Source organism: Micavibrio aeruginosavorus (assembly GCF_051245535.1).
GTDB classification, from domain to species: domain Bacteria; phylum Pseudomonadota; class Alphaproteobacteria; order Micavibrionales; family Micavibrionaceae; genus Micavibrio; species Micavibrio aeruginosavorus_D.
Map to the genome: position 1 here is coordinate 2432509 of NZ_CP195303.1, position 11466 is coordinate 2443974.

Genomic DNA, 11466 nt, shown 5'->3' on the forward strand with positions numbered 1-11466 from the left:
GATATGTGGTCCTTTGGTCGCGATAAAAAGCAAAATCAGGCCCTGCCACCCGCAGAAAGTGATCTGCGGCGCACGTTGGTTGCCGATTTTCAGCGGGCGCGGTATGGCGCGACGTGCCGGACCCTGGCGTTTCCGACGCAGATTGATGGCGAAACGGAATATTACCGTGCCGTGGCCACGAATGTTGAAATGGATCAATGGCTGGTCCAGCGTGTCGTGGAATCGCCAGTGCAATTGGTATCAAACGTCATGCCCGTGACAACGCCGTCAATGAAAACGACACTGGCCAAGGGCGGAATTGGTTTTTTTGATGCGTTGGCCCATCTGGCACGGTTTGAATTTGCACAGGATGAGGACCCCGTCGGCCCCAGCAAGGATCAATTGGGGCAGGATCATTTTTATAAACTGGCCATGTTGCATGACATTGTATTCGACGTGCATGGCGTGCCGCAACCAACCATCGCCGGCCAAGCGGTGATCAACGAAACATATCCGATGGCGGTTATGGATGATTTGAATGCCGCACGGGGGCAGGGTGTTTTGAAAAAAACATTGGCCAGAGCTGCATTGAGTGATGCCTATGTATCTACCAGCAAACTGCCGGAATTGTTCGATCGGACAAAGGCGGCGATTTCTAATGAGGCATCGCTGAGAAAAGCTGTTGGGCTGATCGATGCTGTGCGTGATCTGGTTGAGGAGATATGGTCGCCGAAGAATGACACCCTTTTCCTGAATGGCAGCGCGCGGAAGGATCATTACAGGCGCTGTTTTGACAGTGCTGGCTTGCCCGAGGTGATCGCCGTTTATTTTTGGATTTCGTCCATAAGTGAGTTTGGCAAGCGTTTCCCGCTTTTATATGAAGGCTCTATGAAGGCGCTGAAAGAAAATGAAAATTTATCTTCACAAGACAGGGCGGTGTGCCAGCAATTTATAAAAGAATTGGTATCACTCGGCGTTATTCAGGATGCGCATAAGCTTTTATCGTCAGAAATGGGCAGTGATGATAAAAAGTCTGCGGAGTCCGTGGAAAAATTACTGGCGTTTTATGCACAGATCAACCAAGGGGCTTTGGTGTCAAAAATTGCTGGGCCGTTTCTGGGTGATAGATTCAAGGCATTGGTGATGACGCATGTAAGGCAATATAAAGTGCCCGAGTCGATTCAAAAATTTTCAACGCAAATGCACGACCGTATGAAACAGGTCACAGAAGAGCGGTGCAATTTGCAGGATACAGCAATGACAAGCAAGGCGCGGGGGCCGAAATAGATGGGTGGATTGAGAAATTTATGGCCCTTTGGGACCGCGCAGCAAACGGAAGCACCGGCTTTGCCGCTGCCGACGCCGGATGTGTCGGAAAACCAGCCCGGTGCGCGGTATGGGCGGCGGTTCCAGACCCTTGTCTACGCCAATCCGAATATGCCGGAGGGGGATGAGGAGTTTTACAAGGCGATTGCCAAAGGGCCCAATGACTGGCGCGTGATTAAATACACGAAAAAATCTGGTGATGTGCAGACATTGGTGATGGATAAATCCGTGTCGTTTGTCGCCGCGGCCCAGAAATTGATTTCGTATGAGTTTGCGGCGGAAGAAATGGGTTTGTTGCCGTTGGGTGATGGTCCAGAGGTGTTGGGCTTTGAACATGTTGTTCAATTCTGCCTGCGTGAAGGGTTTGTTCCGGATAAAGTGGGACGTTTACATGAAACCGAAAACGGTGAAATTGTGACCGAAGGAAACTTTGACGGGACAATCACCGCGCAGATGGATGATCTGGTCAATCGCGTGCGGTCCGGGCAATTGTTCCTGCGTGATGTGTGGGTGAATAATTTTATCCATGATCTGTTCAATGACCGGGCGGAACCCCTGCGCTGGAGCGATTTCAGCGAACGGTTAAAGGATACGGATGTCTTGCACAAAGCGGTCTTCCTGATCCGTGCGGCCATGATTGCCGAACGACGCGTGGTCAAAAATGGCGGGAACGAAGGCGCGTGGAAGGCTGAGCAATTTATCGCCGAAACAAAGTTCCAGAATTCCGCATTTTCGGAAAGCTACGTCCAGAACGCGATGAAATCCGCGACGCCATTGACGGAAGATGTTCTGAACCGCGCGGTGGATTTCCTGAAAAAAGACGGTTCGGCTCTGCCAGAAGAGATTGGCAAGGAAGCGCAGCGTCTGGTCACGGATTTGCAGGTGTTCCAAATGACGCGCCGCGTCCGGTCCATGATGCGGGTGGGTGCAGAATATATGGACGGCAATATCCGCACCGATGTGCAAACCACATTGGACAAGGCCAAGGGGCTGATGCGCGGCATGGGGTATGACGAGGCGATGATTGCCGATGCCGAAAGTTCCATGCTCTGCACCGAAACCGTGCGCGATTTCCCCAAAACGTTCGAAGATCGTGTGGCGTCGTTTGAGGATTTGTACAAAACGTCAATCAACGTTTTGAATCAAAAGCTGTCGCCCCAGATTGACGGCAATGCGACGGGCTCAAAAGTGCCGCTGCCAAGGGTGCCGCCTGCTCTGATGTGATCGACGTTTTTAGTCTACGTACGGGTTTTTACTGGTGCGGATCATCACGCGCACCGGAACGCCCGGAATGTCGAAATCACGGCGCAGGCCGTTAATCAAATACCGTTTATACGTATCCGGGAAATCGCCGGGGCGCGATACCCACAACGCGAATGTCGGCGGGCGGGCCTTGATCTGCGTGATGTAACGCAGGCGGTTCGGGCGACCATTGGCCATCGGCGCCGGGTTTTGTTCTTCCATCCCGCGCAGCCAGCGGTTCATGCGTGATGTCGGAACGCGGCGGTTCCATACGGCGTGCGTCTGTAAAACCAGATCCAGCATCGGTTCCAGATTTTTGCCCTTCAACGCCGAAATGGTGATGACGGGAATTTCACGCAACTGGCCCAATGACGCTTCGATGCGGTCTTCGATCCGTTTCATGGCGGCGGCTTTATCCTCAACCGCGTCCCATTTATTGATGGCCAGAACCAAGGCGCGGCCCTCGTCAATAATATGTTCAGCGATGCCCAGATCCTGCTTTTCCATCAGGTTGTTGCCGTCCAGAACCAGAACGCAAACCTCGGCCAGACGAATGGCGCGCAAAGAATCCTGCACCGCCATTTTTTCCAGACGGTCGTCAATGCGGGCCTTGCGGCGCATCCCGGCGGTGTCGACCAGACGGAACAGGCGGTCCTTGTATGTCCATTTCACGGCGATGGCGTCGCGTGTTGTGCCGGCCTCGGGGCTGGTCATCACGCGTTCTTCCTGCAACAGCGCGTTCAGCAACGTGGATTTACCCACGTTCGGGCGGCCAACGAAGGCCACGCGCAGCGGGATCGTATCGGTGTCGATCTCCGGCATCAGGGTGTTCAGGTCGAAATCTTCGTTGCCTTCCAGCGCGTCGATTTCTTCGTCGGTCAAAGACGGGCCGAACGATGCAGCGGCATCTTCAACTTCGGCCTCTTCCTCAAAATACGGGGACAGCAGGTGGTACAGATCATCCAACCCGTATCCGTGCGCGGCCGACATGGGCAACGGCTCGCCCAGCCCAAGGGCATAGGCCTCAGCCAATCCTGCGGCGGCGGCGTTTTCATGTTCGCATTTATTGACGGCCAGAACGGTCGGAATGTCCTGACGGCGCAGCCAGTTGGCGAAATGCTTGTCCATCGGCGTAATGCCGCTGCGGCCATCGACCATAAACAGGACGGCGTCGGCTTCGGCCAGCGCCAGTTCGGTCTGGCGGCGCATTTTGCCGCGCATGGAATCGTCGAACGCTTCTTCCAATCCGGCGGTGTCGATCAGGCGGATTTTCTTGTCGAGCAACCAGCCCTCCGTCTCACGCCAATCGCGTGTCACGCCGGGGGTGTCGTCGATAATCGCCATCTGTTTGCGGGCCAGACGGTTGAACAAGGTCGATTTGCCGACATTGGGTCGGCCAATAATTACGAGGGTAAACATTACTTATACGCCGCCAATGTCCCGTTATCAGACAGGATGTAAAGTGTATCGCCCGCAACAATCGGGGCGATATGCACGGGGCCTTCGGTGCGCCATTCGCTGGCGCCTTCGCCGGTGGCCGGGCTGACCTCTAGCACGTAACCGTGGCTGGATGCCACAAACAAACGCCCACCGGCCAGAACCGGGCCGGTCCAGGTGATCGGATTTTCGCGTTTGTCCGGGTTCTCATACTTTGGGAGGGGTTTGACCCAGGCAATGGCACCGGAATCGCGGCTCATGCCAATCAATTCGTTGTTGGCGGTGATCATGAAGACGTGGTTGCCCGCAACCCACGGCGTTTCCGACCCCGGAATGTCGCGTTGCCAGACGCGCGCGCCCGTGCGTTCATCAATCGCGGCAATGCGCCCGCCATAGGACACGGCAATGACCATGCCCTTGTCCAGAACCGGCAGGCCACGAATGGCCGCCAGACCGGACAGGCCGCCCGTGCGGCGGAAGGAGGTCAAATTATCCGTCCAAGCGACGGAGCCGTTTTCAACGCGCAGGGCGAAGATTTCACCGGAGGAGAAGGCGGGCACAACCATTTCACGGCTGGCGGCCGGGCTGGCGGCGCCCAGCAGGCCGGTGGTTTCGGCCAGACCGGAAAATTCCCACAGCAACGCGCCATCGGTGGTGTTCAGGGCCAGCAATTTGTTATCCATCGTCATCACGAACACGCGGCCATCCATCACGGTCGGCGCGGCGCGGGACGGGGCGGGCAACGGCTTGCGCCATGCGATCGTGCCATCCTTTGGGTTCATGACCAGAATTTCGGCATAGCCGTTGGTGACGAACAATTGGCCTTGGGAATAGGCGATGCCGCCAGCAATCACCGGTTCGCCTTCTTCGGTTTCCGGCGCGAGATCAACGGACCACAGGCGCTTGCCATTCGTCACGTCAAAGGCGGACATTTCCGCGCGTGTATCAATCGTGTAAATCCGGCCATCAATCACAACCGGTTGCGACACCAGCGGCAGGCGGTCATTGCCGCCATCACCGATATTGGTGTTCCATGTTTTTTTCAGCATGCCTTCGCTGAGGGATAAATGCTGCATGGCGTGGTTCGGGTATCCGCCTGTCTGCGGCCAGAATTCGTTCTTCCACGCTTGCGGGGCAATGAAGCCCTGCGCGTTCAATGCAATGTCATCGGGCTCCAGCGCACGCTGCATTTCCAAAACGGAAATCCGTGTGCCGGGCAGCGGGGCCTTGTCATCCGACGATCCGCATGCGGCCAAGGTCAGGGCCGTGCCCAGCAGCAGAAGGTGCAGTGAAAAACGTTTCATGGTTTTTATCCGTTTGTAATTTATTTCTGTTCCGACAGGCGCAGGACGTAAATGTGATCCAGCGCGCGGGCCCGTTCCTTCATGCTGGCCGGGGCCGTTTCCGATTGCAGGACGACGTTCAAATGGTTCAATGCGCCTTTGTAATCGTTCAGCCCTTCGCCCGCGATAATCGCGGCCTGAATGGCGGCGTGCAGGACCCACGGGTTTTTCGCATCATTCGCAATTTTTGCCACGGGGGCGTAGAGCGCTTTCAAATCTGTCGCATCGGTGCGGGTATCGAACGCAATGCGCGCGCCCATGACACGGGCCAGATCGCGGTAGTCGGACGGAACGGATCCGTCATCGGCCAGTGTGTTATACAGCGCCATCGCGTCGGCTTGCTTGTCATTGCGGATATGGTCGCCCGCCGCGTTCAGCAACGCCATCGCGCGGGGACCGCCCTTCAACAAATCGGCGGCGGTGATCAGGTCTTGCGGCTGGTTGGTGCCGGTCATGGCATCCATCAGGATGGCTGTTTGCTGGCGGGCGGTGTGCGCCTTCCATGCGTTCCAGCCGGAGAAGATTCCCGTGAACACCACCAGCATGACAGCGCCAGCAATCAGCGTCGGGCCATTTTCTTTCCAGAATTTTTCGGCCTTGTCGCGTTTCAGGGCTTCGTCGATGTCGTTGAGAATATCGCTCATAATGCGTGGTCCACTTTAGATTGGGGTCCGGGTTCAATATCGGGGGCTATATTAGCCATTTTTCCTTCTGTTTCCAGTGCTTAATGACATAATTCCGGTGGGCGGAGTGTTTTTATCCCGGAAAAATCCGCCCCCGGTCCGGGCGCGGGGTGGTATAATGCCTCTATGAGCCTGACTTTGATCAATAATCCAGCCTTTGAGACCCTCGAAAAAGCGGGGTTTACCCGGTTCCAGTTCCAGCGGCTGGATGCCCTGTACCTGCGCGCGGCGCAGACCAAGGTGCTGAATGCCCGTTTCGTGGATTGTGATTTCGAGGAGGGGGTCATGACCTTCTCTTATGCAAAAACAAATGCGCATGCCCCGATGTTCACTTTCGTGATCCGCCAGGTCGGCCCGCGTCAGGTGATGTATGAGCTGCATCAAGAGGGCAAGGGTCGCCCCTTCAAAAGCGGCCTGTTCGACCGGGTGTATGAAAAGCTGGAATCCGCCATCGACGCCATCCTGCCCCCACCGCTTTAAACGCCGCCCTAAATCTCCAAAAAATCGCGGATTTTTGCGCCTCTCCTCTGGTTTTTTGGGGGGAAGGGGCTATACATTAACGGGACATTTTTTCAAAACATCAGGGAAGGCAAAAACCCATGGCCAAGATCAAGGTTGATAATCCGGTTGTTGAAATCGACGGCGACGAAATGACACGCATCATCTGGCAGATGATCCGCGAAAAACTGATTTTGCCGTACCTTGATATCGACCTGAAATATTACGACCTGTCGATCCAGAACCGTGATGCCACCGACGATAAAGTGACGGTGGATGCCGCCGAGGCAATCAAGAAATATGGCGTTGGCGTCAAATGCGCCACCATCACGCCGGACGAAGCCCGCGTCAGCGAATTTTCCTTGAAGAAAATGTGGAAGTCGCCGAACGGCACGATCCGCAACATTCTGAACGGTACCGTGTTCCGTGAACCGATCATCTGCAAAAACGTGCCGCGTTACGTTCCGGGCTGGACCAGCCCGATCGTCATTGGCCGCCATGCGTTCGGCGATCAATACAAAGCCACCGATTTCAAAGTGGCCGGCCCCGGCAAACTGACCATGCGTTTCGAACCCGCCAATGGCGGCCCGTCGCAGGAATTCGAAATATTCGATTTCCCGGGCGCTGGCGTGGCCATGGGCATGTACAACCTCGATGAATCGATCGAAGGGTTTGCGCGCTCCTGCTTTAACTACGCTTTGGCGCGTGATTGGCCGCTGTACATGTCGACCAAGAACACGATCCTGAAAGCCTATGATGGTAAGTTCATCGAAATCTTCCAGCGCGTGTACGAAAAAGAATTCAAGGCCACATTCGAATCCAAAAAAATCTGGTACGAACACCGCCTGATCGACGACATGGTTGCCTTTGCCGTGAAATCGAACGGTAAATTCGTCTGGGCGTGCAAAAACTATGACGGCGATGTGCAGTCGGATGTTGTGGCACAGGGCTTTGGCTCGCTGGGTCTGATGACCTCCGTGCTGCTGACGCCGGATGGAAAATGTGTCGAGGCCGAAGCCGCGCACGGCACCGTGACCCGCCATTACCGCGAACACCAGAAGGGCAAAGAAACATCGACCAACCCGATCGCGTCGATCTTTGCCTGGACGCAAGGTCTGAAATATCGCGGTCAGTTCGATGGCAACAACGCCCTGATCGATTTCGCTGATACGCTGGAACGTGTTTGCGTTTCTACGGTTGAGGCCGGTGCGATGACCAAGGATCTGGCAATTCTGGTTGGTCCGGATCAGAAATATTTGACCACCACCCAGTTCATGGATGCTGTGGTCGCGAATCTGGATTCCGCCATGCGGAAAGCCGCGTAAATATCTGTAACGGGTTTAACAGGAAAGCAGTGCGTATCATGATCTTCTCCCGCCTTCATCTGTCGGCCGCCTTGGTGCTGGGCCTTTTGCTCGGGACATCGCCCGTTCCTGCGCAGGCAGAGGGGATGCAACTGGCTTTCCTGAAATTCCCGTTCGGTGCTGAGAAGCAGGAGGAGGAAAAGAAGAAGAAAGACGAAGCACCTCCCGCTGAGGCCAAGAAGGCCGAAAAAGACAGCAAGGCTGACAGCAAAAAAGCGGATGCCAAGAAAGAAGACGCCAAAAAGGTTGCAGCCGCACCTGAGCCAGACAAGAAACCCGCGAAGGCCGCGCCGTTTAAACCGTACGACAAAGACTGGGTCGGCACGATGAAAACGCACGTGGCCACCTATGACGACATGTTCGTCGAGCTGGCCCGCAAATATAACGTTGGCTACGTCGAATTGCGGTCCGCGAACCAGCATCTGGATCCGTGGATTCCGGGCGAGGGCAAAAAGGTTGTTATCCCGACCATGCATTTGCTGCCCCAGGCGGAGCGCCGTGATGTGGTGATCAATCTGGCCGAAATGCGGATGTATATTTTTAAAACGCCGGGCAAGGCCCCGCTGACCTATCCCATCGGGATTGGCCGCGAAGGGTTACAAACCCCGCTGGGCCAAACCAGTGTCGTGCGGAAAAAAGACGGGCCCAGTTGGCGCCCAACGGCGCGCATGCGCGAAGAAAACCCGGCTCTGCCCGTGACTGTTGGTCCGGGGCCGGATAACCCGCTGGGCACGCATGCCATGTATCTGGGGTGGCCGGAATATTTGATTCACGGCACCGACAAACCCTACAGCATCGGTCGCCGCCTCAGCAGCGGATGCATCCGTATGTATCCGGAGGATATTACCAAAGCGTTTGGCATGGTGCCCGTGGGCATGGGCGTCAACGTGGTGGACCAATCGGTGAAGGCCGGATGGGTCGGTGATAAATTCTTCGTCGAAGCGGCGCCGACGACCGAGCAGGTTGACCGCATGGAAATTGATGGCGGATTGCCGGGCTATGTCTTCAGCAATGATGACATGGCTATCATCATGAAGGTTGCGGGCGAATACGCCGACGATCTGGATTGGTCGGTGGTGCGCCGCGCCGTGCGCGAACGCCGTGGGTATCCGATCGAAGTTTTCCGCAAGCCGGACCCGGTGAAGCAGGTCGCTGTGGAGGCCGAGGCTGTGCCCGCAGAGAAAACAGCGCCGAAGGAAGACGCTCCGAAAGAGGACGCAAAGAAATCCGATGAGGCCCCCAAGGATGAGAAAGCCGCCGCCGATCAGTCACAGGAACAGGACGCGGTGACGAAAGTTGCTGATGCGGAATCGCAGGGCAACGATTGATACGTCCCTGCCTCCTGTTGTCATTCTCACGTTCGTTGGAATGACAAGCGTGGGGATTACATCAAGCGCATCAGTGTGACGATGCTGTAAATCAATGGAAGCGTGAGCGGCAGGCTTGCCAGCACAGCGTAAAAACGCGGGCCGCTCATCAATGAAAACGCACCAATCAATGTCCCGGCCAGCCATGCCCACATGGTGCCGCCCATATACAATGTTTTGAATTGATCCAGTTGTGCATCGGGGGGCAGGGCGTCAAGAAGGCCCAGCTGTAAGCCCAGCATCAAAACAAACGCGCCACACGCCGAACCCAGCGCGACCATGGCGATCCAGATGGCCAGTTTTTTAATCATGGATTGATTGTCCCCGTTCCCATCCCGCCATCATAAATCAAAAGGCCAAAAGAAAAAGACTGTCTGGCGAAAACCAGACAGTCTTTTTTATCCATTCAACCCCATAGGGTCGAAACAGGGCAAAAATTATTTGCCTTGTTTGCCGTGGAATACCGGCTCGCCAGTTGTACCAACGGTGCGCTCGTGAGCGTACGGAGCTTGGTCAACTTGTGCACTGTTCGTGCTGGAGCAAGCGGACAGACCAACGGCGGCAACAGCCATCGTGAGCAGGACGAAGTTTTTCATTTTGTTCCTCATTATTTTCCAAAGATGGTTAGGTAGTCACGTAAAATTACTACGTGTTTGCGCCCTCTGACCAGAGCAGAAGTCCGTATCTTTATACACGACTCACAGAAACTTGAATATGGTTTTTGCGATTTTTTTCTTTTTTTTCAAAACCTTTGCGGCATTTTCGTGGCACGGGGTATCTTATCGAAAATGGCATGGGTCGGGATCAGGGGCGGCTTTGCCATTCTCCCCTTAATTACCGCCATTTCGCTGCATCTGTTCGAAATAGGCATCGATCCCCCGCACGATCGCACCGGCGATCCGGGCGCGGTGGGCGGGTGTATTCAGTTTGTTGGCTTCCTGATTGTTGGACATGAATCCAGCCTCGATCAGGACGGACGGAACGTCCGGGGCCTTCAACACCGCGAACCCGGCGTAACGGTGCGGGTTGTCCAGCAGGCTGAGGCTGTTGTTCTGCATAAAATCAACGATCGTGTTGGCGAAGAATTTGGATTGATTCATCGTGTCACGCATGGCCAGGTTGACCAGAATGCTGGCGACCTCTTCGTCCTCGACGCTCAAATCCAGCCCGGCGATCAGATCGGATTGGTTTTCACGTTCGGCCAGTCGCGCGGATTCAGAGTCGGATGCTTTTTCCGACAGCGTATAGATGGATGCGCCACTGACATGTTTGCGATCCAGTGAATCGGCATGCAGTGAAATAAACAAATCGGCATTGTGGTGGCGTGCAATTTGGACACGGTGGCCCAGCCGTAAATAAACATCCTTGTCCCGCGTCATCATAACGCGGTACCGGCCTGTTTCTTCCAATGCTTTTTTCAAATCGCGGGCCATGGCCAGCGTGATGTTTTTTTCCTTCAATCCATTCGGGCCCAGCGCGCCGGGGTCATCGCCACCATGTCCCGCATCCAGAACGATCAAAGGGCGTTCACTTTTGGGAATGGCATTTTGTGGCGTGGATGGTTTGCGGGCCGGTGTAACTGTTTGCGCGGCTGACGCGCTGACCGTTTGAACGGATGCATTCTGTGCGGGGGTTTGCAAATCATTATTCCCGGCCACGGCATCATTCATCTGCAGCGTGCCGAAAACGCGATTTTTTTCCGCGGACGGATTGGTGGTCGGGCTGTAATCAATCACCAGCCGGTCATTGTTCTGGCCAGATCGGGGCAGCATCATCGTGCCGCGAATGGCGATGGCCTGATTCATATCAATGACGATGCGGGATATGCCGGGCTGGGTTGGTCCCTGGCGGACGTCGGTAACATGGGTCGAGGCCGGGCGGGTGATCGTGCCCACGGTCCAGCCAAAATGGGGCAAATCAATCACCAGCCGGTCCGGCCCCTGCAGGGTAAAGGCCCGGTATTGGGCCGGGGCGTTCAGGTCGATGACCAGTCGGGTTTTGTCCTCATGCGCGCCAAAACGGATTCCGGTGACGGTCAGGGCGCTGTTCCGAGATTGCGCATGGGCCGTATCGGGCGCGCAGATCATTGCGCCCACCAGCACGGTGAGCATCAAGGCAATGCGCATGCTGGTTTTCATAAGTGCGGCCATAGGGTGGGTCATCGTGGGTTTCATACGCGCCGAATGGGGGTCAATATGGTGGGTCAACGTGATTCAGTGTCTTCGGA

General features: G+C 55.6%; 11 protein-coding genes. 5 read left to right on the forward strand and 6 right to left on the reverse strand.

Translation table 11 applies throughout. The annotated features are described in order from the left end of the window. Nucleotides 1–3 precede the first annotated feature (3 nt). Together ACSC94_RS11620 and ACSC94_RS11625 are read left to right on the forward strand one after the other, a co-directional pair. Nucleotides 4–1266, forward strand: coding sequence for a hypothetical protein (locus ACSC94_RS11620; protein WP_435641001.1), 1263 nt, complete (start codon nucleotides 4–6; stop codon nucleotides 1264–1266). Further along, nucleotides 1267–2529, forward strand: coding sequence for a hypothetical protein (locus ACSC94_RS11625; RefSeq protein ID WP_435641002.1), 1263 nt, complete (start codon nucleotides 1267–1269; stop codon nucleotides 2527–2529). A 9-nt stretch (nucleotides 2530–2538) separates the two neighbouring features. Here the strand turns inward: ACSC94_RS11625 and der are convergent, their stop codons facing one another. Genes der through ACSC94_RS11640 form a run of 3 tightly spaced genes read right to left on the reverse strand, consistent with a single transcriptional unit; the run spans nucleotide 2539 to nucleotide 5971 of the window. Next, nucleotides 2539–3966 carry a ribosome biogenesis GTPase Der gene (gene der / locus ACSC94_RS11630; protein ID WP_435641003.1) on the reverse strand — a complete coding sequence of 476 codons (1428 nt, stop codon included), beginning with the start codon at nucleotides 3964–3966 and terminating at the stop codon, nucleotides 2539–2541. Continuing rightward, nucleotides 3966–5288 carry a PQQ-binding-like beta-propeller repeat protein gene (locus tag ACSC94_RS11635; protein ID WP_435641004.1) on the reverse strand — a complete coding sequence of 441 codons (1323 nt, stop codon included), beginning with the start codon at nucleotides 5286–5288 and terminating at the stop codon, nucleotides 3966–3968. The genes der and ACSC94_RS11635 overlap by 1 nt, the downstream gene beginning before the upstream one ends. A 20-nt stretch (nucleotides 5289–5308) precedes the next feature. Then, entirely contained in the window at nucleotides 5309–5971 is a 663-nt protein-coding gene (locus tag ACSC94_RS11640; protein ID WP_435641005.1) for a tetratricopeptide repeat protein, read from the reverse strand. Nucleotides 5972–6136: 165 nt separating this feature from the next. Here ACSC94_RS11640 and ACSC94_RS11645 point away from each other — a divergent pair, with 165 nt between their 5' ends. From ACSC94_RS11645 to ACSC94_RS11655, 3 genes are all read left to right on the forward strand, one after another. Continuing rightward, entirely contained in the window at nucleotides 6137–6490 is a 354-nt protein-coding gene (locus tag ACSC94_RS11645) for a hypothetical protein (protein WP_435641006.1), read from the forward strand. Nucleotides 6491–6609: 119 nt separating this feature from the next. Then, nucleotides 6610–7833 carry an NADP-dependent isocitrate dehydrogenase gene (locus ACSC94_RS11650; protein WP_435641007.1) on the forward strand — a complete coding sequence of 408 codons (1224 nt, stop codon included), beginning with the start codon at nucleotides 6610–6612 and terminating at the stop codon, nucleotides 7831–7833. Nucleotides 7834–7871: 38 nt separating this feature from the next. After that, nucleotides 7872–9200 (forward strand): L,D-transpeptidase family protein, encoded by a 1329-nt coding sequence (locus ACSC94_RS11655; RefSeq protein WP_435641008.1) that lies wholly within the window; start codon nucleotides 7872–7874, stop codon nucleotides 9198–9200. Between the two features lie 56 nt (nucleotides 9201–9256). Here the strand turns inward: ACSC94_RS11655 and ACSC94_RS11660 are convergent, their stop codons facing one another. From ACSC94_RS11660 to ACSC94_RS11670, 3 genes are all read right to left on the reverse strand, one after another. Next, on the reverse strand, nucleotides 9257–9550 hold the full coding sequence (locus tag ACSC94_RS11660) for a hypothetical protein (RefSeq protein ID WP_435641009.1): 294 nt from the start codon (nucleotides 9548–9550) through the stop codon (nucleotides 9257–9259). Nucleotides 9551–9676: 126 nt separating this feature from the next. Beyond that, nucleotides 9677–9835 carry a hypothetical protein gene (locus ACSC94_RS11665; protein WP_435641010.1) on the reverse strand — a complete coding sequence of 53 codons (159 nt, stop codon included), beginning with the start codon at nucleotides 9833–9835 and terminating at the stop codon, nucleotides 9677–9679. 234 nt (nucleotides 9836–10069) lie between these two features. Next, nucleotides 10070–11389, reverse strand: coding sequence for an N-acetylmuramoyl-L-alanine amidase (locus tag ACSC94_RS11670; RefSeq protein WP_435641011.1), 1320 nt, complete (start codon nucleotides 11387–11389; stop codon nucleotides 10070–10072). Nucleotides 11390–11466: the final 77 nt, after the last annotated feature.

Excerpts from the sequence above, each read along its gene's own strand:
- ACSC94_RS11635 (WP_435641004.1), bottom strand. The coding sequence starts at position 5,288 with ATGAAACGTTTTTCACTGCACCTTCTGCTGCTGGGCACGGCCCTGACC.
- ACSC94_RS11670 (WP_435641011.1), bottom strand. The coding sequence starts at position 11,389 with ATGGCCGCACTTATGAAAACCAGCATGCGCATTGCCTTGATGCTCACC.
- der (WP_435641003.1), bottom strand. The coding sequence starts at position 3,966 with ATGTTTACCCTCGTAATTATTGGCCGACCCAATGTCGGCAAATCGACC.
- ACSC94_RS11660 (WP_435641009.1), bottom strand. The coding sequence starts at position 9,550 with ATGATTAAAAAACTGGCCATCTGGATCGCCATGGTCGCGCTGGGTTCG.
- ACSC94_RS11655 (WP_435641008.1), top strand. The coding sequence starts at position 7,872 with ATGATCTTCTCCCGCCTTCATCTGTCGGCCGCCTTGGTGCTGGGCCTT.
- ACSC94_RS11665 (WP_435641010.1), bottom strand. The coding sequence starts at position 9,835 with ATGAAAAACTTCGTCCTGCTCACGATGGCTGTTGCCGCCGTTGGTCTG.
- ACSC94_RS11620 (WP_435641001.1), top strand. The coding sequence starts at position 4 with ATGTGGTCCTTTGGTCGCGATAAAAAGCAAAATCAGGCCCTGCCACCC.
- ACSC94_RS11645 (WP_435641006.1), top strand. The coding sequence starts at position 6,137 with ATGAGCCTGACTTTGATCAATAATCCAGCCTTTGAGACCCTCGAAAAA.
- ACSC94_RS11640 (WP_435641005.1), bottom strand. The coding sequence starts at position 5,971 with ATGAGCGATATTCTCAACGACATCGACGAAGCCCTGAAACGCGACAAG.
- ACSC94_RS11625 (WP_435641002.1), top strand. The coding sequence starts at position 1,267 with ATGGGTGGATTGAGAAATTTATGGCCCTTTGGGACCGCGCAGCAAACG.
- ACSC94_RS11650 (WP_435641007.1), top strand. The coding sequence starts at position 6,610 with ATGGCCAAGATCAAGGTTGATAATCCGGTTGTTGAAATCGACGGCGAC.